The sequence below is a fragment of the Pseudomonas sp. TWI923 genome, from assembly GCF_039673365.1.
GTDB classification, from domain to species: Bacteria; Pseudomonadota; Gammaproteobacteria; order Pseudomonadales; family Pseudomonadaceae; genus Aquipseudomonas; species Aquipseudomonas sichuanensis.
This window is the reverse complement of the sequence record NZ_JBDJLM010000001.1, coordinates 198,068-221,370: the sequence shown is the minus strand read 5'-3', so window position 1 is coordinate 221,370 and position 23,303 is coordinate 198,068. Positions and strand designations below refer to the sequence as shown.

Annotated in this window: 22 protein-coding genes; 6 read left to right on the top strand and 16 right to left on the bottom strand. The window is 64.0% G+C overall.

From position 1 onward, the window contains the following. Positions 1-135: 135 nt before the first annotated feature. Positions 136-1,425, top strand: a complete 1,290-nt coding sequence (gene gltA, locus ABE459_RS00950) for a citrate synthase (RefSeq protein WP_110993995.1) — start codon at positions 136-138, stop codon at positions 1,423-1,425. 90 nt (positions 1,426-1,515) lie between these two features. Here the strand turns inward: gltA and ABE459_RS00945 are convergent, their stop codons facing one another. The 9 genes from ABE459_RS00945 to ABE459_RS00905 all read right to left on the bottom strand — a co-directional run bounded on the left by ABE459_RS00945 (position 1,516) and on the right by ABE459_RS00905 (position 8,478). Then, complete coding sequence (locus tag ABE459_RS00945) at positions 1,516-2,121, bottom strand: START domain-containing protein (protein WP_323828215.1); 606 nt, start codon at positions 2,119-2,121, stop codon at positions 1,516-1,518. A 33-nt stretch (positions 2,122-2,154) separates the two neighbouring features. After that, complete coding sequence (locus ABE459_RS00940; RefSeq protein ID WP_125464891.1) at positions 2,155-2,409, bottom strand: YkgJ family cysteine cluster protein; 255 nt, start codon at positions 2,407-2,409, stop codon at positions 2,155-2,157. A 107-nt stretch (positions 2,410-2,516) separates the two neighbouring features. Continuing rightward, entirely contained in the window at positions 2,517-3,011 is a 495-nt protein-coding gene (locus ABE459_RS00935; protein ID WP_323828217.1) for a hypothetical protein, read from the bottom strand. A 61-nt stretch (positions 3,012-3,072) separates the two neighbouring features. Next, positions 3,073-4,515 (bottom strand): PLP-dependent aminotransferase family protein, encoded by a 1,443-nt coding sequence (locus ABE459_RS00930; protein ID WP_125464893.1) that lies wholly within the window; start codon positions 4,513-4,515, stop codon positions 3,073-3,075. A gap of 207 nt (positions 4,516-4,722) precedes the next feature. After that, entirely contained in the window at positions 4,723-5,532 is an 810-nt protein-coding gene (locus tag ABE459_RS00925) for an OmpA family protein (protein WP_110994000.1), read from the bottom strand. After that, a complete protein-coding gene (locus tag ABE459_RS00920; protein WP_258704817.1) occupies positions 5,529-5,882 on the bottom strand; it encodes a DUF4398 domain-containing protein in 354 nt (117 codons plus the stop codon). The genes ABE459_RS00925 and ABE459_RS00920 overlap by 4 nt, the downstream gene beginning before the upstream one ends. Before the next feature lie 9 nt (positions 5,883-5,891). Further along, entirely contained in the window at positions 5,892-6,713 is an 822-nt protein-coding gene (locus ABE459_RS00915) for a transporter substrate-binding domain-containing protein (protein WP_323828219.1), read from the bottom strand. A gap of 85 nt (positions 6,714-6,798) precedes the next feature. Further along, positions 6,799-7,728 carry an FAD-binding protein gene (locus tag ABE459_RS00910; protein ID WP_125464897.1) on the bottom strand — a complete coding sequence of 310 codons (930 nt, stop codon included), beginning with the start codon at positions 7,726-7,728 and terminating at the stop codon, positions 6,799-6,801. Continuing rightward, a complete protein-coding gene (locus ABE459_RS00905; protein WP_125464898.1) occupies positions 7,729-8,478 on the bottom strand; it encodes an electron transfer flavoprotein subunit beta/FixA family protein in 750 nt (249 codons plus the stop codon). Positions 8,479-9,006: 528 nt separating this feature from the next. Here ABE459_RS00905 and ABE459_RS00900 point away from each other — a divergent pair. Next, positions 9,007-10,689 carry an electron transfer flavoprotein-ubiquinone oxidoreductase gene (locus tag ABE459_RS00900; RefSeq protein WP_323828221.1) on the top strand — a complete coding sequence of 561 codons (1,683 nt, stop codon included), beginning with the start codon at positions 9,007-9,009 and terminating at the stop codon, positions 10,687-10,689. Positions 10,690-10,748: 59 nt separating this feature from the next. On the opposite strand, the gene ABE459_RS00895 is transcribed toward ABE459_RS00900, so the two are convergent. From ABE459_RS00895 to ABE459_RS00875, 5 genes are all read right to left on the bottom strand, one after another. Then, positions 10,749-11,150 (bottom strand): type II toxin-antitoxin system MqsA family antitoxin, encoded by a 402-nt coding sequence (locus ABE459_RS00895; RefSeq protein WP_323828223.1) that lies wholly within the window; start codon positions 11,148-11,150, stop codon positions 10,749-10,751. A 2-nt stretch (positions 11,151-11,152) separates the two neighbouring features. Next, positions 11,153-11,449 (bottom strand): type II toxin-antitoxin system MqsR family toxin, encoded by a 297-nt coding sequence (locus ABE459_RS00890; RefSeq protein WP_125464901.1) that lies wholly within the window; start codon positions 11,447-11,449, stop codon positions 11,153-11,155. 94 nt (positions 11,450-11,543) lie between these two features. Continuing rightward, positions 11,544-12,869: an MFS transporter gene (locus ABE459_RS00885; RefSeq protein WP_125464902.1), complete on the bottom strand. Its 1,326-nt coding sequence runs from the start codon at positions 12,867-12,869 to the stop codon at positions 11,544-11,546. A 61-nt stretch (positions 12,870-12,930) separates the two neighbouring features. Continuing rightward, a complete protein-coding gene (locus ABE459_RS00880) occupies positions 12,931-13,416 on the bottom strand; it encodes a histidine kinase (RefSeq protein ID WP_125464903.1) in 486 nt (161 codons plus the stop codon). 168 nt (positions 13,417-13,584) lie between these two features. Further along, positions 13,585-14,061 carry a sigma-70 family RNA polymerase sigma factor gene (locus ABE459_RS00875; protein WP_125464904.1) on the bottom strand — a complete coding sequence of 159 codons (477 nt, stop codon included), beginning with the start codon at positions 14,059-14,061 and terminating at the stop codon, positions 13,585-13,587. A 217-nt stretch (positions 14,062-14,278) separates the two neighbouring features. On the opposite strand from ABE459_RS00875, the gene ABE459_RS00870 reads away from it, so the two are divergent. From ABE459_RS00870 to ABE459_RS00860, 3 genes are read left to right on the top strand one after another with little or no spacing between them, the layout of a single operon-like run. Then, entirely contained in the window at positions 14,279-15,454 is a 1,176-nt protein-coding gene (locus tag ABE459_RS00870) for an efflux RND transporter periplasmic adaptor subunit (protein WP_125859471.1), read from the top strand. Position 15,455: 1 nt separating this feature from the next. After that, positions 15,456-17,420, top strand: a complete 1,965-nt coding sequence (locus ABE459_RS00865; protein ID WP_125859472.1) for a MacB family efflux pump subunit — start codon at positions 15,456-15,458, stop codon at positions 17,418-17,420. A 3-nt stretch (positions 17,421-17,423) separates the two neighbouring features. Beyond that, on the top strand, positions 17,424-18,845 hold the full coding sequence (locus tag ABE459_RS00860; protein WP_323828225.1) for an efflux transporter outer membrane subunit: 1,422 nt from the start codon (positions 17,424-17,426) through the stop codon (positions 18,843-18,845). 179 nt (positions 18,846-19,024) lie between these two features. On the opposite strand, the gene ABE459_RS00855 is transcribed toward ABE459_RS00860, so the two are convergent. Continuing rightward, positions 19,025-20,647 carry a twin-arginine translocation signal domain-containing protein gene (locus ABE459_RS00855; protein WP_323828227.1) on the bottom strand — a complete coding sequence of 541 codons (1,623 nt, stop codon included), beginning with the start codon at positions 20,645-20,647 and terminating at the stop codon, positions 19,025-19,027. Between the two features lie 122 nt (positions 20,648-20,769). Between ABE459_RS00855 and ABE459_RS00850 the strand changes: the two genes are divergently transcribed. Then, positions 20,770-21,702 (top strand): siderophore-interacting protein, encoded by a 933-nt coding sequence (locus tag ABE459_RS00850; RefSeq protein ID WP_323828229.1) that lies wholly within the window; start codon positions 20,770-20,772, stop codon positions 21,700-21,702. Positions 21,703-21,751: 49 nt separating this feature from the next. Here ABE459_RS00850 and ABE459_RS00845 read toward each other — a convergent pair whose 3' ends face one another. Beyond that, the gene (locus tag ABE459_RS00845) at positions 21,752-23,152 is read right to left on the bottom strand and encodes an aspartate aminotransferase family protein (protein WP_323828231.1); all 1,401 of its coding nucleotides are present in this window, start codon (positions 23,150-23,152) and stop codon (positions 21,752-21,754) included. Between the last annotated feature and the right edge of the window lie 151 nt (positions 23,153-23,303).

Genomic DNA, 23,303 nt, shown 5'->3' with positions numbered 1-23,303 from the left:
TCGTGAAAAATCAGGCCTCAGAGGGCGTTTCAACCAGCCTTTAGGCAAATTGACATTCGAATTTATCCCTCTATAGTGGTGCGGGCCCTGCGTGGGGGGTCTGTCTGATGATTTCAAGCATTAATAGGAGGCCACATGGCTGACAAAAAAGCGCAGTTGGTCATCGAGGGCAATGCCCCCGTCGAGCTGCCCATTTTAACCGGCACCGTTGGTCCTGATGTTATCGACGTCCGCGGGTTGGGGGCATCCGGCCACTTCACCTTCGACCCCGGCTTCATGGCGACCGCTTCGTGCGAGTCGAAGATCACCTACATTGATGGTGACAAGGGCGTGCTGCTGCACCGCGGCTACCCGATCGAGCAACTGGCCGAACAGTCGGACTACCTCGAAACCTGCTACCTGCTGCTCAACGGCGAACTGCCGAATGCCGAGCAGAAGGCCCAGTTCGTCAGCACCGTCAAGAACCACACCATGGTTCACGAACAGCTGAAGTCGTTCTTCAACGGTTTCCGTCGCGACGCCCACCCGATGGCGGTGATGTGCGGCGTGGTCGGCGCCCTGTCGGCGTTCTATCACGACTCGCTGGATATCAATAACCCGCAACACCGCGAAATCTCCGCGGTGCGCCTGGTCGCCAAGATGCCGACCCTGGCCGCGATGGTTTACAAGTACTCCATGGGCCAGCCCATGATGTACCCGCGCAACGACCTGTCGTACGCGGAAAACTTCCTGCACATGATGTTCAACACGCCGTGCGAGATCAAACCGATCAGCCCGACGCTGGCCAAGGCCATGGACCGGATCTTCATCCTCCACGCCGACCACGAGCAGAATGCCTCCACCTCCACCGTGCGCCTGGCAGGTTCTTCGGGTGCCAACCCGTTCGCCTGTATCGCTGCCGGTATCGCCGCACTGTGGGGCCCGGCCCACGGCGGTGCGAACGAAGCCGTACTGACCATGCTCGATGAAATTGGCGATGTCTCGAACATCGACAAGTACATCGCCAAGGCCAAGGACAAGAACGATCCGTTCAAGCTCATGGGCTTCGGTCACCGCGTGTACAAGAACCGCGACCCGCGCGCCACCGTGATGAAGAAGACCTGCGACGAAGTTCTCAGCGAACTCGGCATCAAGAACGATCCGCAACTCGAACTGGCCATGCGCCTGGAAGAGATCGCATTGACCGATCCGTACTTCGTCGAGCGCTCGCTGTACCCGAACGTGGACTTCTACTCGGGCATCATCCTCAAGGCCATCGGCATCCCGACCAGCATGTTCACCGTGATCTTCGCCCTGGCACGTACCGTGGGCTGGATCTCGCACTGGAAGGAAATGCTCTCCAGCCCGTACAAGATCGGCCGCCCGCGCCAGCTGTACACCGGCTACGAAAAGCGCGACATCGTCGAGCTGAAGGACCGCAAGTAAGCCTTCTGAGCCGAACGCAAAAAAGGCCGCCCCTCGGGGCGGCCTTTTTCGTTGCGATCCAGCGCTAAACAGTTGAGCGCTGAAAGCTGCTCAGGGCCTTTCAGCTTTTTCGCGCAGCCCTTTGAGGGTATTGAACGGCGCATCCACCACGAACTTGTTGGCCAGCCACGACGGCACGCTGCCTCCCGGCTCGGTGTGTACCTGATAGGTCACTTCGGTACTGTCACCCTGGGGTACCAACTTCCAGAAACCCTGCACCTGGGCAACACGCACGTAGCCGCTTTCTTCCGGCAGGTACTTGGGCTGCTCCTCGAGCGTGCGGGTCAAGCTGCCATCGCTGCCCTGGACTGTGGTGATATGCAATACCGAGTCACGCGGAGTCACCGGCCAGGGTGTATTGAACTGGGTGTAGGTCCAGCTCTGATCACCTTCATGCTTCAGCAGTTTCTGCGACTTGCATTCATGCACCCAGGCACAGGCCCCGGCTACGTCCTCCTGCAACGCCCTGACCTTGGCCAGCGGCGCCTTGATCAGCGTTACACCACGGTAAGCCTTGTACTTCGAGCCCGGCACTTCGCTGAGCGACACCTTGATGCCGTCCTCGTCCTTGGCCACCTGCCAGCTTTCAGCCCAGGCTGCCGGCGCCAACAGCACACTCAGGCCACACAACACAGCAACACGCTTGAACGATCTCATTATCTTGTTCCTTGTTGTAGAAGATCCGCACAGTCACGCCGCCGTCATTTGCTCCAGCCAACCAATGATGCGAATGGCCTCGTCACGATCATTGCCGCAGACATCCACCTCTGCCTTGAAGCCACCACACACCTTCGGCCGTTCGGGCTTGCCGAACAGGGCACAGAGGTTGTCGATGGACAGGTGCAGGCAGCGCTCGCCGGCCGGCTTGCCTTGCGGCATGCCCGGAATGGCTGAGCTGATGGACGGGGCGATGCAGCAGGCACCACAGCCCTCACGGCATTTCATGACAACAGGACTCCCAGGAGCAAAGCGGGACGAACGTCCCTGGATACTAACCGCTCAAACATACGTTTGAAATTGCCGGACAGATGAAATCGCCAGTGACCCGACAGTCAGTTGCGGAATTCGAATTCGATGGCCGCGCCCTCTACATCGCGACGGCTGTCGTTGCGCAGCTGCAGCTGCATTTCATTGTTGATCAGCCGACCATTGAGCTGGAACGGGCTGTCATCAGTGACCGGCTTTTCGCTGAACATGGAAGGCAGCAATGGCTTACGGGGCGACGGCGTATTGCCAACGTCCGGCTTGAGGTGCTTGACCATGTCGGTGGGCAGACTGAGGTCGAGCTTCGCGGCAGGTACAGGCTGACTGGCCACCTTGCTCACGCCCTTGCTGCGAGTGACAGGCTTCTGTTTGGGCTTGGGCTTGACCGCCGGCTTTGCGGGCACTTTGGACACAGGTTTCGCCGCCACCTTGCTCACAGGCTTGGCAGCCTTGCCCTGCTGCGCCTGCTCCTTGGCCGGCGGTTGCGCGGCGTGCACCAAGCCCCCCGAAAACCAAGGTAGCGATAAGGACAGAATCAGTGCCAGAGGGCGAAGCGCTTTCATGAATACCGGGAGCAGGCTGGGAAAACGCGTATGCTCCCTGTTCCCTGCCCTTCTGACAAGCCTACATAAGCAAGCCAGCCGACTCCCGGCACAGTTGCTGGGCCAGCAAGCCCAGGGTCATTACCGCCCGTTCGGCTTCCTTGTTCCATGGAATACCGCAGTTGAGACGGATGCAGTGGTTGAATTGCTCGGTATTGCTGAAGATCAGCCCCGGCGCGATGCTGATGCCCTGCTCCAGCGCACGCACGTGCAACTCTTGAGTGTTGACCCGTCCAGGCAGGCTGACCCACAGGATAAAACCGCCTGTCGGCCGGGTCATCTGCGTACCCTCCGGGAAATGCTGCTGCACCGCCAACTGGTAGGCACTGAGGTTCTTGCGATACTCCTGACGGATATAGCGCAGGTGGCGGTCGTAGCCGCCGTTTTCCAGGTACGCCGCCACCCCCATCTGCGTCACGCTGCAGGCCGAGTGCGTGGTGAAGGTCTGCAAGCGCTGGATCTCGTCCTGATAACGGCCGGCGACCATCCAGCCGACCCGAACCCCCGGCGACAGCGTCTTGGAGAAGCTCGAGCAGTAGATCACCCGATCTAGGCGGTCGAAGGCCTTGAGTGCCTTGGTGCGCCCCTGCTCAAACATCAGTTCGCCATAGATATCATCCTCGACGATCTGAATATCGAAGTCCGAGGCCAGGCGCAGCAGTTGTTTTTGCCGCTCTTCGGGGATGGTGCCACCCAGCGGGTTGCTCAAGCGCGCGGTCAGCACCAACGCCTTGATCCCCCATTGATTGGCGGCCAGCTGCAGCGCTTCGAGGCTGATGCCGGTGGAGGGGTCGCTGGGAATCTCGATCACCTTCAACCCCAGCAGATCGGCCAGCTGCAGCAAACCGTAGTAGGTTGGCGACTCGGCGGCGATCAGGTCACCCGGGCGCGTCAGCACCCGCAACGACATCTGCAGCGCATCGACACAACCATGGGTCACCACCACTTCGCGCGGGTCGACCAACACACCGGCATCGCGCATGCGAATGGCAATCTGCCTGCGCAGCGGCTCGAAGCCAGGGCTGAACATGTAACTGAAGGCACGCGGGCTGTGGAAGCGGGTCACCTTGGCGATTTGCTGGTGCAGGGCACGCACCGGCAGGTAATCGACATGAGGCACCGCTGCACCGAAGGGAAATACGCCGTCGCGCCGCGCTTCGGTCAACACCTGCTGAATGATACTGGCGCGGGTAACCAGGCCGGGGCGTTCGACCCGAGCGATATCTGGCGTTTGCGCAGTAAGGGCCGGCGTCTGGTGTACGTAGTAGCCCGACTGTGGCCGCGCACGAATGAGGCCCTGGTCCTCGAGATTGGCATAGGCCTGCAGTACGGTGGCATGACTGACGTTGAGCTGGGCACTCATTTTGCGCACCGAGGGCACCCGCTCACCAGGCTGATAGACACCACGGCGGATGTCATCGGCCAGTTGCTGGGCGATGCGCTGGTACAACAGCAGGTTGGTCATGGCGTGTTCTCGAAGCGCGGACGGGATCGTTGTTCTTGTGCGACTCACAGCTGAGCCAGAATACCGTAACAGTTGCAAAGTGTACTGGGACAGATCGCAGGATAGTCAACAATACAGTTGCGTGACAGCTACAAGATGAACAACAACGGCCGTGCGTCGACGAACGCAGGGAACACAGGGCCGCATCGCGACCCTGCGGGAGCTGGCTCAGCGCGCTGGCGCGAGCTTGCCCTTGTCATCGGAGAAAACGATCTCGACCCGGCGATTCTGCGCCCTGCCCCGCTCCGAGGCGTTAGCCTCGACCGGATACTGGTCGCCATAGCCCTCGACTTCGATGCGCTTCTCGTCGATACCCAGGTCAACCAGCATGTCAGCCACCGACTGAGCACGATCGCGCGACAGCTTGAGGTTGTCCTCGGGCGTGCCGGTACTGTCTGTATAGCCCTCGATCCGCACCACACGGCGCGGGTTGAGCTGGAGGAACTGCACCAGCTTGAGCACGGTGCGGCTGGCCGAGCTCTTGAGCTCCGCCTGGCCGGTGTCGAACAGCACATCGCCTAAGGTCATCACCAGGCCCCGGTCGGTCTGCTCAGAGGCCAAAGCGGCAATCTGCGCCTCGACGAACTTGCCCTGCTGCTGAACGCTGGCCAGCTTGGCCTCACGCAAGGCCAACTGCAGACGCTGGCGTTCGAGGTCGAGCTTGGTCAAGCGCTCCTGATTCACCGCCAGCTTGGCGTGCTCGGCAGCGATTTCACTGTAACGCTGACTCAGATAGGCGTAATGACGCACGTCGCTGCCAGTACCGATATAGCCGGCCAGGCGCTCTGCCCGGCCCAGCGACTCACCGGCACGAATCACGTCACGCGGCGCACTGCGCAGCACGGCAGAGTCATCCTTGACCTTCTGGAACGCAACGGTGGCATCATCCAGTGCCGATTCGCTGCGCTGGCTGGCACAGCCCTGCAATCCGACCAGCGCCAGCAAGGCCAGCGCAGCCATTGGCTTGAGGCGGCTCATGGCTGCACCTCCAGTTGCTTGCGCAGGCGCTTGACCCGCGTCTGCAACAGCTGCAGCTGCTCTTCGCTCTTTTGCGTCAGCACCAGGGCCTCGGCCAGGCGCGCATCAAGCTCGGCCTGCTCGGCACGCATGCGTGCATCACGGTAGCTTTCGCTGGCCATGTTGGCCTTGGCACGGGCCAGCTTGTCTTCGGCCAGCTTGAACTCCGGCACCTGCTCGGTGGCGCCGACCGCCTTGGCCTGCTGCAGCGCCTGTTCGGTGAGGCGCAGTTGTTCATGGGGCACCGGATCACTGGCACACCCGGCCAGGCCAAACACGGCCAAGGCAAGAATCAGGGGTTGGCTTCTCACACACTCTTCCTACTGTTTAGGGGCGTCCAGCGGCGCCTGCATCTGCGCTTTCCAGCGCTCGACATTGCGCTGCAATACCGCCTCACTCGCCCCGGAGATCGGCAATTCTGTCAGCTTTTTCGCCAGTTGTCCGCGCAACCAGCTGTCGTTGCACGCCGAGTTGTGCGACACCGCCAGGTACAGGCCTGGGCGGTCTACTGGCAGGCCGCGGGCGATAAGGTCGTTGCCCACCCCCAGGCTCTGGGCCATTGCCATGCCGGCGTAGCGCCCTGCAAGCACATAGTCGACCTGGCCGAGCACCAGCCTCTGGAACGCCTGGGTGAGGTTCTGCGCGGGCACCAGCTTGAGCTGGGCCTTGGTAAAGGCTTCGAAAGCCGGGGTCAGGCGCGCCTTCTCCGACACGCTGCCCTGGTAACGGGCAAGGTCTGCCGGGCCGTTGAACTCCAACACCGCGTCGTGCCGGGTCCACACCAGGTATTCGTTGAGCTGCAAAGGGGGATGAATGTAATCCAGCACAGTGAGCTGGGTAACCTGCATGGGCGTGTCGAGCAGCAGGTCCATGCGCCCGCTGCGCACTTCTTCAAGCGCCTGTTCGCGCTTACCGGCGTACAGCACTTCGACCTTGACCCCCAACTCTCCCGCCACTTGGCGCAACAGGTCGACATTGGCGCCGATCAGGTGCTTGGGGTCGCTTGGGTCCTGCCAGGAGTAAGGCGGCGCATCCGGGCTACCGGTGACCACCAGGCGCTCACACTTGCCGGCGGCCAGCAGCGGTGCCGACAACAGCGCCAGCACACCGGCCAAGATCCCTTTGCTTGCGCGAAACGCCATGCCAACTCTCCTACAGCCTTGAAAATCAAAAAAAAAGCCCGACCCCCAAGGGGGGCCGGGCTTCTTTATAGGTGAAGCAGGCGGATCAGACCAGCTTTTCCAGCTCCGGAACCGCTTCGAACAGGTCGGCGACCAGGCCGTAGTCGGCGACCTGGAAGATCGGCGCCTCTTCGTCCTTGTTGATCGCAACGATCACTTTCGAGTCCTTCATGCCGGCCAGGTGCTGGATCGCGCCGGAGATACCGACGGCGATGTACAGCTGTGGCGCGACGATCTTGCCGGTCTGGCCGACCTGCATGTCGTTGGGCACGAAGCCTGCGTCAACCGCCGCACGCGAGGCGCCGACGGCAGCGCCGAGCTTGTCGGCCAGGCTGTACAGGTGCTTGAAGTTGTCACCGTTGCCCATGCCGCGGCCGCCGGAAACGACGATCTTGGCAGCGGTCAGCTCTGGGCGATCGGACTTGGCCAGCTCTTCGCCGACGAAGGCCGATTTGCCGGCGTCGTGCGCGGCAGCAACAGCTTCGACAGCGGCCGAACCACCTTCAGCGGCCACGGCGTCGAAGCCGGTGGTACGCACGGTGATGACCTTGACCGCAGCGCTCGATTGCACGGTGGCAATGGCGTTACCGGCGTAGATCGGGCGCTTGAAGGTGTCGGCGGATTCAACCGAGATGATCTCGGAAATCTGATCGACGTCCAGCAGTGCGGCAACCCGCGGCAGGATGTTCTTGCCGTTGGTGGTGGCCGGGGCCAGCACGTGGCTGTAACCGCTCGCCAGATCGACGATCAGCGGCGCGACGTTTTCCGGCAGGGCGTGGGCGTAGGCGGCATTGTCGGCAACCAGCACCTTGGCAACACCGGCGATCTTGGCGGCAGCTTCGGCAACGCCACCGACGTTTGCGCCAGCGACCAGCACGTGGATATCACCACCGATCTTGGCAGCAGCGGCAACAGTGTTCAGGGTGGCCGGGGCTACGGCACCGTTTTCGTGTTCAGCGACAACCAGGATAGTCATTTAGATTACCTTCGCTTCGTTCTTCAGCTTCTCGACCAGTTCGGCCACCGACTTGACCTTGATGCCAGCGCTGCGGGCAGCAGGCGCTTCGACTTTCAGGGTTTTGGTGGTGGAGGCGATGGACACGCCCAGCGCGTCTGGAGTAACGGTCTCCAGCGGCTTCTTCTTGGCCTTCATGATGTTCGGCAGCGACGCGTAGCGCGGCTCGTTCAGGCGCAGATCGGTGGTGACGATCGCTGGCAGGTTCAGCGCAACGGTCTGCAGACCGCCATCGATTTCACGGGTGACGTTGACCTTGTCGCCGGCCAGCTCCACCTTGGAGGCGAAAGTGCCTTGGGCGTAGCCGGTCAGCGCAGCCAGCATCTGGCCGGTCTGGTTGTTGTCGCTGTCGATCGCCTGCTTGCCGAGGATGACCAGCTGTGGCTGCTCTTTATCGACAACGGCCTTGAGCGCCTTGGCCACGGCCAGGGAGTTCAGCTCATCGGCGACTTCGACCAGGATGGCGCGGTCGGCACCCAGGGCCAGGGCGGTACGCAGTTGCTCCTGGGCCGTGCTCGGGCCGACGGAGACGACGACGATCTCGCTCGCCACGCCCTTTTCCTTCAGGCGGACGGCTTCTTCCACGGCGATTTCGCAGAAGGGGTTCATGGACATCTTGACGTTTGCAAGGTCGACGCCGGAGTTGTCCGCCTTGACGCGAACCTTGACGTTGTAGTCGACCACTCGTTTGACAGCTACAAGAACCTTCATGGATTCCTCGTTACTCTCCGGTGAAAAGAATGTCGCCTGGGGGCTGCCCGGCGAATGCGCGTGGGTACAAGGGCACCTCTAAAAACGTTCTGGAGCCGGCAGAATTCAGATGACCGATCAGTCCTGTTTCGACCCTTCGGGGTAAAACCCGCGGGTCATTTTCTGTCGTGGCGTGTAGACTCCACTACAAAACCTGATTCGGCCCGTAAACCCTGCTCCACGCCTGGTCTTTAGGGGTGCACCTGCGCCCGTCGGTCAGCCTACGGCGAGCGTAAAAGCGCTCGTATCTTGACCGTAACACCCCATCCGGTCAATACGCCAAATTGGCCAGCCTTCAGCCGCGTACCAGTGATTTTACTGGGCTCCGGCAAATTCAAACAAACGTTTGTATTGGACCCGCCAAGTGGTGTAGATATAATGCGCGGCCAAGACAAAACGGTGTAGTCCGTCATTCCAGCAGCTACAGCATCAGCCGCTACCCATGACCGCCCCAGCACCCAATAAGACCAAGCAACAGCACGAGCCTTGATGAGTAGGAGAGAACCAGTGGAACGCGAATACATGGAATTCGACGTGGTCATCGTCGGCGCCGGCCCGGCGGGCCTGTCCGCCGCCTGCCGCCTGAAGCAGAAGGCCGCCGAAGCCGGTAGCGAGATCAGCGTCTGCGTGGTCGAGAAAGGCTCCGAAGTCGGCGCCCACATCCTCTCCGGCGCGGTATTCGAGCCGCGCGCCCTGAACGAACTGTTCCCCGACTGGAAAGAACTCGGCGCGCCGCTGAACACCGAAGTGAAGCGCGACGACATCTATGTGCTGAAAAGTGCCGACAGCTCGACCAAGGTCCCCGACCTGTTCGTGCCCAAGACCATGCACAACCAGGGCAACTACATCATCTCCCTGGGCAACCTGTGCCGCTGGCTGGCCCAGCAGGCCGAGAACCTGGGCGTCGAGATCTATCCAGGCTTCGCCGCCCAGGAAGCACTGTTCGACGAGAACGGCGTGGTCCGCGGCATCATCACCGGTGACCTCGGTGTCGACCGCGAAGGCAACCCGAAGGAAGGCCTCTACACCCCAGGCATGGAACTGCGTGCCAAGTACACCCTGTTCGCCGAAGGCTGCCGTGGTCACATCGGCAAGCAACTGATCAAGCGCTTCGACCTGGACAACGAATGCGACGTGCAGCACTACGGCATCGGCCTGAAGGAAATCTGGGAAGTCGATCCGGCCAAGCACGAGCAAGGCCTGGTGGTACACACCGCTGGCTGGCCACTGGACGTGATGAGCGCCGAGAACACCGGCGGCTCGTTCCTCTATCACCTGGAAAACAACCAGGTGGTAGTCGGCCTGATCGTCGACCTGTCGTATGCCAACCCGTACCTCTCGCCCTTCGACGAGTTCCAGCGCCTGAAGCACCACCCGGTGATCAGCCAGTACCTCGAAGGCGGCAAGCGCATCAGCTACGGCGCCCGCGCCATCTGCAAAGGCGGCCTGAACTCGCTGCCGAAGATGGTGTTCAACGGTGGCGCGCTGATCGGCTGCGACCTGGGCACCCTGAACTTCTCCAAGATCAAGGGCAGCCATACCGCGATGAAGTCCGGCATGCTCGCCGCCGAAGCGGTAGCCGACGCATTGATCGCCGGCAGCGAAGGCGGCGACCAGCTCAACGGCTATGTCAGCGCGTTCAAGGCCAGCTGGCTGCATGAAGAGCTGTTCGCCAGCCGCAACTTCGGCCCGGCGCTGCACAAGTTCGGCCCGCTGCTCGGTGGCGCGTTCAACTATGTGGACCAGAACTGGTTCGGCGGCAAGCTGCCGTTCACCCTGCACGACACCAAGCCGGACTACGCCTGCCTCAAGCTCGCCGCCGACTCGCAGAAGATCGACTACCCGAAACCGGACGGCAAGCTCAGCTTCGACAAGCTCAGCTCGGTATTCCTCTCCAGCACCAACCATGAAGAGGAACAACCCTGCCACCTGAAGCTGGCCGACCCGAACATCCCGATCGCCAGCAACCTGCCGCTGTACGACGAACCGGCGCAGCGTTACTGCCCGGCCGGCGTGTATGAGGTGATTACCCAGGAAGACGGCAGCAAGCGCTTCCAGATCAACGCGCAGAACTGCGTGCACTGCAAGACCTGCGACATCAAGGACCCGGCCCAGAACATCACCTGGGTCACCCCTGAAGGCGCTGGCGGGCCGACCTACCCGAACATGTAAGGCCTGCCCTCGCAGCAATGAAAAGCCCCCTGGCCGCAAGGCCAGGGGGCTTTTTCGTATCAGGCGGTCCTGACTTCCTCGAACAGCTCGGGGTGGCGGTCGAGCAGCTTGAACAGCTTGATCAACGCCACTGGCGGCGTGGTTTTCCCATTTTCGTAGCGGGAAAAAGCGTTGACCCCACCACCGAAAATCTCACCTGCCTCGCGCTGGTCCAGGTCGAATTTCTTGCGCACGGCGCTGATGAAAGCTGGATCGACCGCAGCCGCATTGACCCGACGCTCAAAAGCCGTCATCTGCTCACTGACACGCATGGCTTCGTCGTGGCTCAGGACCGCCTCACCACAGGCAGAGCAGTAATCGCCGCTGACGCCCTGAATCAGAGTCGACTCTCCTTTGTAGCGATAGGGCATGTCCTGAGTATCTGGCGCAAGCTCCGCACCACCGCAGATCGGGCATCTCATGATTACAGCTCCTTGAAGGACACGATGAGCACGTCATCGACCACTGACAGTTTCAGGTAAACGTAGCCGACTGCCGTGAGCGGACGGTATACGTCCTGCCAGACGCGGTGTTCCGTATAGCAGGTCATGCTTTTGTAAAAGTCAGTGCGTTCCAGACTGCTGATCACATCGAGCATTCCTGGGTAATCCAGGCCCAGAGACCTGGCACCTCTTAATGCAGCGCTAGTCGGACTGACCCGCTTCGCAGCAAGCAGCGCTTTTACCCGATCAAGTGGGCAATGAGGCATTCTCTTTTCCATGAGAAATTAACCTTTAAGGTTAAATCTGGCTAATAGGTTATTCCAATAACCCCCGCCCGGAAGTCTGCCTCAACGCCCCACAGCCCCTACCACTTCATTTGTCACCACACATGATCGGCATGGGCTCCGCACCGAATGCCAACGGCTCACGACGCCCGAAATACAGCGACGTCAACACCCCGACCGTGCCCATGATCAGACAAAAGCCGACACACACCCACGGGCTCCAGGGCATGAGCGCAATCAACGCCAACGGTGTGGTACTAGCCCACAGGGCATAGGCGATGTTGTAGGTGAACGAAATCCCCGACACCCGGATCTGCGCCGGGAACAGCCCGACCATCACCGACGGCACCACCCCCACCACCCCACAGGACAGCCCAGCCAGCGCGTAGGCCAGCCAGGTCATGCCCCACTGCCCGACCAGGCTGGCGTACAACGCACCGATGCCCAGCGGCAGCGCCAGGCTGTAGATCATCAATGCACGCCAGGCGCCGATGCGGTCGACCAGCAACCCGGCCAGCACGCAACCAATGTTGAGAAAGACGATGCCCACGCTGCTCAAGGCAAAAGTGTGCCCGGCCGTCATGCCGAAACGCTGCTGCATCACCGTCGGCGTGATCACCACCAGCACCACCACTGCCGAGGTGAGCACGCAGGTCAGCAGCGCCGCCGGAATCAGTGCCCGGCGATGCTCGCCAAGCACACTGCGCAGCGGGAAGGCCACCGGCTGTTCCCGCTGTTCACGCAGGGCAAGAAACACCGGTGTCTCGCTCAGCCAGCGGCGTAGCCACACACCGATCACGCCGAACACGCCGCCCAGCAGGAACGGGTAGCGCCAGGCGTAATCGAGTATCTCCTGCGCTGTATAAAGCTGCGCCAGCAGCGTTGCAGTCAGCGCGCCCAGCAGATAGCCAAAGGTCAGCCCCGCCTGCAGAAAGCCAAGCGCATAGCCTCGCCGCCCGGCCGGCGCATGCTCGGCGACGAAGGTCCAGGCACTGGGCACCTCGCCCCCCACCGCAGCCCCTTGCAGGATGCGCAGGGCCAACAGGATCAGCGGCGCGGCGTAGCCGATGTCGGCGTAGGTCGGCATCACGCCGATCAACAGGCACGGCAATGCCATCATCAGGATGCTCAGGCTGAACACCCGCTTGCGCCCCAGGTGGTCGGCGAAATGGGCCATGAGAATGCCGCCCAAAGGCCGCGCCAGGTACCCGGTGACGAAAATCCCGAAGCTTTGCAGCAACCGCAGCCACTCTGGCATCTCGGGCGGGAAGAACAGCTGGCTGAGGGTCAGCGCAAAAAACACGAAGATGATGAAATCGTAGATTTCCAGGGCGCCGCCCAGCGCCGCCAGGCCCAGGGTCCGGTGATCGCCGCGGCTGAAGCCGGGCGCGCGGGGGTTATCGATGGCAGTCATGGCAGGTCCGCAGATCGGCAAAAGGCCAAGAGGATAGCAAATGCCGTTAACGGGGGCCGAGTCAGGAACTGCGGCTGAAAACGGTCTGGCCGAAATTCATTCGCCGCTTGCCATAGCCGGCTGCGCCGCAAAGGCTGGCCGGCAAGGGCACCTGCCCGACCACCACCGGCAGGTCGATGATCGCCATGAACGACCCTAACGCTTCGCAATCAGGCACGCTTGGCAGGCTGACGCTCACGGCCTGTCGCTCGCTCTGCGGCACGGCAGGCACCTTCAGTTGCTGCGAGTGATACAACAAAGCGTGCTGGATCTGCGTACTGACCCGGCAGAAGCGCGCCAGGTCGACGCCCGCATGGCTGGCCAGTTCGATGTTGCCAACCAACAGGTTGAACGGCAGCAGGGCACTGTGCACCAGACGCTGCAGATCGTCGAAGCTCTCCACCGGGGCGATGCGGTAATACCCCAGGCCATTGAGCAGCCGCTCCAGTTGCAGACGCTGGTCGGGGTGTTCGTCAGCGATGAGGATGCGCAGGGATTTGTTGGGCATCGTCCGCACCTGGCCGCAAGGTAATGAATGGGCTCCATGACCGTACTGCGCCAGAACAGGCAAACGTCAGGCAGGCCGCCTGATCGGGTCTTTATTGATAGTTGTCTTGAAACAACTGGAAATCAAGTTGCCAGCACAGGAAATTTTCACCTGCCCTTCACGGCGTCTTCACGACTCCCACTGACGCATGCGCAAGCGACAGTGCTTCATGGCATTGACGATGTGCTTCTCCACCAGGCTGCGGGAAATGCCCAGGCGCTCGGCAATCTGCGGGTGCGACAGGCCATCGAGCTTGCGCAACAGGAAGCAGTCACGGCACACCGCGCTCAACTCATCCAGGGCTTGCTGCATCAAGGCCAGGCGCTGGTCCTGCTGCATGCTTTGGGTCAGTGCCGGGCTATGCCAACGCTCGTCGCTATCGAGCACCTCCAGCGGCTCGGCCTGGCGCACCAGGTGGCGCCGGTGGCGATCGACCACCAGGTTCAGCGCGGTGCGGTACAGGAACGCCCGCGGGTGCTCGATCTGCTCGCCCTCAGTACGCTCCAGCACCCGCAGGTAAGCGTCATGGGCCACATCTTCCGCCGCCTGGCGATTGCCCAGGCGCGCAGAGAGAAAGCTCACCAATTCGCGATAGTAGTGTTCCACGACGGTACCTGGCCTTTCCCTGCGCAAACGCTGACATGGCATGGGCAGCGGATAGGAGTGAGTAAGCGAACGATCTTACAAATTATAATTATTCTCAGCAACATCGATGCTGGCCTTTCGCCCGGTTAAATCGGCACGCAGCAGGTTCGTTTAACTGGCACCCCCGAGCGCGCCGTGCATGGCCGCGCCCGGCCACTCCCTTCGGCTGGAAGCCCGCATGACACGCACAACCGCCCCCCGTCGCCGTCTGCTTATTGCAGCCTTGGGCCTGCTTGGCCTGGGCAGCCTGCTGGCCTGGACCACCTTGCCCCTGGGCGGTGCGCCGGTCAGCACCGTGCCGGTGACCCGCGCCGATATCGAAAGCAGCGTCACCGCCCTGGGCACTCTGCAACCGCGTCGCTATGTCGACGTCGGTGCCCAGGCGTCCGGGCAGATCCGCAAGTTGCATGTCGAGGCCGGCGATGAAGTCCGCGAAGGCCAGTTGCTGGTGGAGATCGACCCCTCCACGCAAAAGGCCAAGCTCGACGCCGGCCGCTACTCCATCGAAAACCTCAAGGCGCAACTCGCCGAGCAACGCGCCCAGTACCTCCTGGCACAGCAGCAACACCAGCGTCAGCGCGACCTGGCCGCCGCTGGCGCCAGCCGCCAGGAAGACCTGCAAACCGCCCAGGCCCAGCTGAAAGTGACCCAGGCCCGCATCGACATGTACCAGGCACAGATCCTCCAGGCCCAGGCCAGCCTGCGCAGCGACGAGGCGGAGCTTGGCTACACGCGCATCTATGCCCCCATGAGCGGCACCGTGGTGGCCGTGGACGCCCGCGAAGGCCAGACCCTCAATGCCCAGCAACAGACCCCGCTGATCCTGCGCATCGCCAAACTGTCGCCGATGACCGTCTGGGCCCAGGTATCCGAAGCCGACATCGGCAAGGTCAAACCCGGCATGACCGCCTACTTCACCACCCTTGCAGGTGGCAAACGCCGCTGGGCCAGCACCGTGCGCCAGATCCTGCCAATCCCGCCCAAACCGCTGGATCAAAGCGCCCAGGGCGGCGGCAGCCCGGCCAGCGCCACGGCCGGCACCACCGGCAGCAAAGTGGTGCAGTACACCGTACTGCTCGACGTCGACAACCCCGACGGCGCCCTGATGGCCGAGATGACCACCCAGGTGTTCTTCGTCGCCGGCCAGGCCAGCCAAGTGCTCAGCGCCCCACTGGCCGCGCTGGAAGACACGCCGGACGACGGCCTGCGCCTGGCCCAGGTACTCAAGGCCGACGGCAAGGTCGAGGCACGCCAGGTACGCATCGGCCTGAGCGACCGCCTGCGCGTACAGATCCTCGACGGCCTGCACGAAGGTGAACGCCTGGTGATCGGCTCGCCGACCAGCGGGGGTTGAGATGAGCACGCCCCTGATCGAGTTGAGCGACATCTACAAGGCCTACGGAGGCATCGATTCACCGAAAGTCGAGGTGCTGCGCGGCATCAGCCTGAGCATCCATCCCGGCGAATTCGTCGCCATCGTCGGCGCTTCGGGCTCCGGCAAGTCGACCCTGATGAACATCCTGGGCTGCCTCGACCGCCCGACTTCCGGCAGCTACCGCTTCGCCGGCCGCGACGTGGCCGAGCTGGACGGCGACGAACTGGCCTGGCTGCGCCGCGAGGCGTTCGGCTTCGTGTTCCAGGGCTATCACCTGATCCCTTCGGGCTCGGCCCAGGAAAACGTCGAGATGCCGGCCATCTATGCCGGCACGCCACCGGCCGAACGTCATGCACGCGCCCATGCCCTGCTCGAACGCCTGGGCCTGGCCAGCCGCACCGGCAATCGCCCGCACCAGCTCTCAGGCGGGCAGCAACAACGCGTGTCGATCGCCCGGGCATTGATGAACGGCGGCCATATCATCCTCGCCGACGAACCCACCGGCGCCCTCGACAGCCACAGCGGCGCCGAAGTGATGGCCCTGCTCGACGAGCTGGCCAGCCAGGGCCACGTGATCATCCTGATCACCCACGACCGCGAAGTGGCCGCCCGCGCCCAACGGGTGATCGAGGTGCGCGACGGCCAGGTGGTCAGCGATTCGGCCGCCGAGCAGGCGGCCAGCGTACCCACCCGCCACCTGCAGGCCGACGACCTGCGGCAACGCCTGGACAGCGGCGCCAGCCATAAAGGTGCCTGGAAAGGCGAAATGATCGAGTCGCTGCAAGCCGCCTGGAGGGTGATGTGGGTCAACCGTTTTCGTACCGCGCTCACCCTGCTCGGTATCGTCATCGGCGTGGCCTCGGTGGTGGTCATGCTGGCGGTCGGCGAAGGCAGCAAACGCCAGGTGATGGCGCAGATGGCCGCCTTCGGCTCGAACATTCTCTACCTCAACGGCAAACGCGCGACCGAGCGCGAACCCGCAGGCATCGTCACCCTCGACGATGTGGCCGCCATCGCCGAACTGCCCCAGGTGAAACACGTCATGCCGGTGATCGGCGACAAGCTGATGGTGCGTCAGGGCAACAACAGCCAGCAGTTCTATGTAGGCGGCAACAACACCTGGTTCCCCGAGATCTTCAATTGGCCGGTGGTCGAAGGCAGCTTCTACAGCGAGGCCGACGAAGCCAGCGGCGCAGCCGTGGCGGTGATCGGCCAGAAGGTCCGCAACAAGATGTTCGGCGAGCAGAGCAACCCGCTCGGCCAATACCTGCTGATCGGCAACGTGCCGTTCCAGGTGATCGGCGTGCTGCAGGCCAAGGGCGCCAGCTCCGGCAGCGAGGACAGCGACGAGCGCATCGTGGTGCCCTACTCGGCCGCCGCCATCCGCCTGTTCGGCAGCGGCGACCCCGAATACATCGCCATCGCCGCCCAGGACTCCAGCCGGGTGCACCAGACCGAACAGGCGATCGAGCACTTGCTGCGCCAGCGTCACCAGGGCAAGCATGATTTCGAGCTGACCAACGACGCCGCGCTGATCCAGGCCGAGGCGCGCACCCAGAACAGCCTGTCGCTGATGCTCGGGGCGATCGCTGCGATATCCCTGCTGGTCGGTGGCATCGGTGTGATGAACATCATGCTCATGACCGTGCGCGAACGCACCCGCGAGATCGGCATCCGCATGGCCACCGGTGCCCGCCAGCGCGACATCCTGCGCCAGTTCCTCACCGAAGCGGTGATGCTGTCGATGGTCGGCGGCGTCACCGGCATCCTCCTCGCCCTGGCCATCGGCGGCAGCCTGCTGCTGGCCGATATCGCCGTGGCCTTCGCCCTGCCCGCGATCATCGGCGCCTTCGCCTGCGCCGTGGTCACCGGCGTGGTGTTCGGCTTCATGCCGGCCCGCAAGGCCGCCCGCCTAGACCCGGTCAAAGCCCTTACCAGCGAATAATCCATGACGATCCCCAGCCGCATCAGCCTGTTGACCCTGAGCCTGTTCCTGGCCGCCTGCAGCACCCCGCCGCCACCGGCGTCGGGCATCGACGCCCCAGCCGCCTGGCAAGGCGCCGCCGAAACGGCGCAACCCTGGCCGGACGGCCATTGGTGGCGCGCCTTCGCCAGCCCAGTGCTTGACCAGTTGATCGAACGCGCCCGGCAAAACAGCTACGACCTCGCCGCCGCCACCGCCCGGGTGCGCCAGGCCCAGGCCAGCGCGGTGATCGCCGGCGCCCCCTTGCTGCCGGAACTGCAGCTGGGCCTGGATGCCAGCCGCCAGCGCCTGCTGCGCGGTGACGGCAACGACCAGCTCGACGCCAGCAGCAGCGAACGCACCAGCACCTCGTTCGGTACCCGCCTGAGCGCCAGCTACGAGATCGACTTCTGGGGTGGCCTGCGCGCCGCCCGCGACAGCGCCCTGCGTAGCCTGGACGCCAGCCGCTTCGAGCGCCAGACCGTCGAACTGACCTTGGTCAGCGCCGTGGCCGACAGTTACCTGCAGGGCCTGGCCCTGGAGGAGCAATTGCGCATCGCCCGCCTCAACCTCGACAACGCCCGCGACGTGCTCGGCCTGGTCGAGACCCGCGAACGCGCGGGCTCCGCCACCCGCCTGGAACTGGCCCAGCAGCGCAGCCTGGTGGCCGCCCAGGAGCGCCAGCTGCCGCTGCTCGAACAGCGCCGCCAGGACAACCGCATCACCCTGGCCACCCTGCTGGGTGAACCAGTGCAGGCACTGCCCGCTGGCAACGAGGTGATCGGCGCGCTGCACTGGCCAGTGATCGGTAGCGGCGTGCCCAGCGAACTGCTGAGCCGACGCCCCGACATCGCCGCCGCCGAAGCCCGCCTGGCCGCCGCCAGCGCCGACGTGCAGGTCGCCAGGGCCGCCATGCTGCCGCGCCTGGTCCTGGGCGCCAACCTTGGCAGCGGCTCCAGGACCTTTGCCAATATTTTCGACAGCCCCTACTACACCCTCACCGCCGGCCTTACCGCGCCCATCTTCAACAATGGCCGCCTGCGCGCCCAGCGCGAGCTGGCCAGCGCCGAGCAGCAGGAGCTGCTGGAGACATACCGCAGCAGCATCCTGGCCGGTTTTTCCGATGTAGAGAAAGCCCTCAACGCCATCAGTGGCGTCGAGCGCCAGCGCCAGTGGCAAGACCAGGAAGTGCAGCAGGCGCGCATCGCCTTCGACCTCGCCCAGCAGCGTTATGCCGCCGGTGCCGAGACCTTGCTGAGCGTGCTGGAAACCCAACGCACCCTGTACCTGGCCCAGGATGAGCAGGCGCAACTGTACCTGGCACGGCTGCAGGGCAGCGTGGCGTTGTACAAGGCGTTGGGTGGGGGGTGGCAGGCGCCGCAGGCACTGGCCGAGGCTCGGCCCTAACCCGCCACCCCTTGTAGGAGCGGCCTTGTGTCGCGATAGGGCTGCGCAGCGGCCCCGGCAATTTCAACGTCCTTGCTGAAATCCTGGGGCCGCTACGCGGCCCTTTCGCGACACAAGGCCGCTCCTACAGGGGGCGTGCCAGCCCATCGAATGGAAACGTGCGCCCGCGGCGAAGCCCATCAAGTCGCAATGTTCTTCATCGACAGATGCCGCGCATACCAGGGCCGTTGCGGCACCTTGCGCAGCAGCCCGTCGATCTTGTCGTCTTCACCGAAGGTGATGCGCAAGGCCAGTTTCATCACCTCCACGTCCATCTCGACCGATTTACCCGGGCGCGTGCCCGGCTCGGTGCTGCAGCCATGGGTATCGGGCCCCAGCCACGGGTCATCGACCTCCACCCAGCGGCCAGGGGCGAACCAGGCCACACCATTGACCTGCTGGCGCCGAACCTGGCCAGGGTGATAGCGCTCGTGGGCGCGGAACCAGTCGTCGATGCGGTCGTCGATCCAGCCATGGAAGGCCCAGAACACCGGGTTGACGTGGGACGAGAACGGGTCGCCGAGAAAATCGTTTTCACGCTCGAACCAGCGCGCGGCGAAGTCCGCAGGGTCACGGGCAAAGGGCACCGGCGCGCCGTTGATCGGGTCACGCGGCACCGACGCCCAGCACATGTGCAACCAGTCGTGCAGGTTCATCTCAAGCTCGGAGCCGAAGGCCCCCAGCGACAGCTTCGACAGGTACTGCGGGTCTTGGTACTGCGACTCCCACACCTGGAAGTTGCTGCAGAACGTCTCACCCGCCTTGATCGCCGCCACCCACTGGCCGTAGGCCTCGTCCTCGGGCGCCTGCCAACTGGGCGGCACACGGTGGCCGTCGTGGTTGTCGTGGTAGCGAGCGAAGCCTGCGCGGTCGAACTCCACGCTCGGTTGCGGCAACGGGAAGCGCTGCCACGACGGCAGGTCCTGCAGGGTGCGGGCATGCATCAGCATGTGCCGATGCATGAACAGGAAGTCGATGCCTGAACCATTGCGGTGCTTGCGCGGGCCACGGGCATCGCGCTCGCGGTCGCGCGGGCCGGGCTGCCAGCCCAGACCACGCAGCGCGTTGTGCTTCTCCACGGGCAGCTTGTGCCACTGATCGCGGGTCGCGTGCCAGAGCTGGTGGAACAGCCGATGCTCGGCGCCGATCACCCAGTCCTGCATCTGCGCGGTGTAGGGCAGGCGCTCGCGCGCTTCGGGGAATGGCCGCTTGACCGCGACAAAGCGGCTGTCCTGCAACGGCAGCGTCAGCGGGCGGTCCAGGCGTTGAATGCGGCCGCTGAGGGTGCCTGGGCCGGCATTGGCAAAGGTGCCCCACACCTCATCGAGGCTGGCCACGCACTCATAGCCAGGGCCGCCGTGCAGGCCGACCAAGCGCCAGCGCACCTGGCCGCTGCTGGCACCCACCAGGTCGCCAAGCACACGGTAGGCCGCCTCGCCGTCGCCACGCAGGCGTTCGCCGGTATCGACGAAGCCCCGCAGCCCGCGGCCCTTGGTGGCGACATCGAGGAACATCTCCACGCCTTCCTTGGGCAGGCCATCAAGGCCACCATCGGCGCCGGCAAAGCGGATGTCCCAGACCCCGCGCAGCAAGTCCGCCAGCACCTGCCCGGCAGCGTCGGCCAGCTCCACGCTGGCCTCGCCCGGCGTGACCACATCGTCCTGCGGGTCGTGGGTCAGTTCCTTGTGCGCGTAATAGGCCGCCGTGCCGGCAGCGCCCGCTACCGCCAGGCCCGCGATGAATCCTCGTCGAGAAATTGTCATTGCGCCTCAATCCGTCTCCGCGTGACGCGGCTTCTATCCAAGCTAGGACGGATGTCGGCCGGGTAAATTTAGCGGCCGAGGCGCTCGTCTGTTGAGTATCTCCCGTTGCCAGAGGTACCCCCATGACCTCCCTGCTTGCCCGCCTGATCCGCCCCAGCAAGGCCACCGCCTACCGGATCTTCGACATCGAGCTCAAGGCCATCGTGGCCCTGAGCCCCTCGCTGTGCCGCTTCGTCTTCAGCGGCCCTGATGTGGCCCAGATGACCACCCTGGCCCCCGACCAGCGCATCAAGCTGTTCTTCCCCACCCCTGCGGGCGCTGCGCCCAACCTGCCCAAGGACGGCCAGTGGCAACAGGCACGCCGCCACCTGGCGCCGCAGGACACGCCGCCGATGCGCACCTACACCATTCGCGCCCTGCGCCGCGAAGCCTGTGAAGTGGATGTGGACTTCGTCCTGCATGGGGTCAACGGCCCGGCATCGGCCTGGGCGACCAGCGCCCGCATGGGTGACCGGCTGCAGATGGTCGCCCCCAACCTGGCCTATGCCGGCGACCCGGGCGGCTACGAATGGAAGCCCCCGCACGACGCCCGGCATATTCTGCTGGTGGGCGACGAAACCGCCCTGCCGGCCATCGCCGGCATCCTCGAACAGCTGGCCGACCAGGCCCCTGAGCTGGCGGTAGAAGCTTTTATCGAAGTGCCCCTGGAAGACGACTGCCTGCCCCTGCGCCACAGCCCGGCAACCCGCCTGCACTGGCTGCCCCGTGACCTGCTGCGCAGCGAGCACGGCCAGGCCATGCGTCACGCCGTACAAGAGCTGGCCAGCCTGCCCGCTGCGCGCAGCACAGCGTCGAGCACGCTTGAAGACGTGGACATCGACACACAGCTGCTGTGGGAACTGGCCAGCGGCGAGAGCAATGGCTTCCATGCCTGGATCGCTGGTGAATCAGGGGCGGTGATGGACATCCGCCGACACCTGATCAAGACGCGCGGCCTGCCACGCGAAAGCCTGACCCTGATGGGCTACTGGCGCGCCGGCCGGGTACTGGACTGAAAAGCACTGGGGCCGCATTACGCGGCCCCAGTGCTTGTCACGGTTCGCTTCAACGTGCAGCAACCGCCGCCCGCACCGCTTCGGCAAAACGCCCGGCCACTTCGTCGATCTGCTCGGCGCTGATGATCAACGGCGGCAGGAAGCGCACCACCGCGCCATGCCGCCCGCCCAGTTCGAGGATCAAACCACGGCGCAGGCATTCACGCTGCACCTTCGGCGCCAGGGTGCGACAGGCCGGCGGATGGCCTTGGGCGTCGAGTTTGCCGGCCGGATCCACCAGCTCGACCCCCAGCATCAAGCCACGGCCACGAATGTCGCCCAGCTGCGGATAATCCTGCTGCAGGCGTTGCAGGTGGCCACGCAGGCGCTGGCCCATGGCTTCGGCGTGCTCGCACAGACGGTGCTCGACCAGGTAGTTGATCACCGCCGAGCCTGCGGCCATGGCCATCTGGTTGCCGCGGAAGGTGCCGGCATGGGCACCCGGCGACCACTGGTCGAGCCAGTCGCGATAGACCATCACCGCCAGCGGCAGGCTGCCGCCGATGGCTTTCGATAGCGTGACCACATCCGGGACGATGCCGGCATGCTCGAAGGCGAACATCCGCCCGGTACGGGCAAAGCCGCTCTGGATCTCATCGACGATCAGCGCCACCCCGGCCTGCTCGGTGATCCGGCGCAGGCCGCGCAGCCACTCGATGTCCGCCGGGATCACGCCGCCTTCGCCCTGCACTACCTCGACGATCACTGCCGCAGGCAGCGCAACGCCGGCCTCGGGATCGTTCAGCAGGTTTTCCAGGTAATGCAGGTTGGCACGCACGCCCGCCTCACCGCCCAGGCCGAACGGGCAACGGTAGTCGTAAGGGTATGGCAGGAACTGCACGCCATTGTTGAGCAGCGCGCCCAGCGGCTTTTTCGGCCCCAGGCTGCCCATCAGGCTCAGCGCGCCCTGGGTCATGCCGTGGTAGGCCCCCTGGAACGCCAGCACCGTGCTGCGCCCGGTGGCGGTACGCACCAGCTTCAGTGCGGCTTCCACCGCGTCGGTACCGGTCGGGCCGCAGAACTGGATCTTCGCCTCGCTGCGCAGCGCCTCGGGCAGCACCCCGAACAGGTCCTGGACGAAACGGTCCTTGACCGGGGTGGTCAGGTCCAGGGTGTGCAGCGGCAGCTCATCGGCCAGCACACGCTGGATCGCCTCGGTCACCACCGGGTGGTTGTGCCCTAGCGCCAAGGTGCCGGCGCCGGCCAGGCAGTCGATGAACTGGCGGCCCTCGACGTCCTCGACGTAGAGGCCACGGGCGCGTTTGAGCGCCAGCGGGATGCGCCGCGGGTAGCTGCGCGCGTTGGACTCCTGTTGCTGCTGGCGCAGCAGCAGCGGTGAGTCCGTGAATTCATACAAGGCCTGCGGCGCGTTGGCCGGCAGAACCTGGGCAAGGCTGGAAGCGGTCGACATCGGAAAAACCCTCGCAAGCAAGCGAATGTGCCCGCCACGCCCCTGTAACCGGATGTGTGTCGGGTTGTTATCGCTTGGAAAACGCTTGGGCGAGGTACGGATTTAGCGGTTGCTGCGGGATTTGTTGTGCCAGTGCTGATCGCAGTGTAGG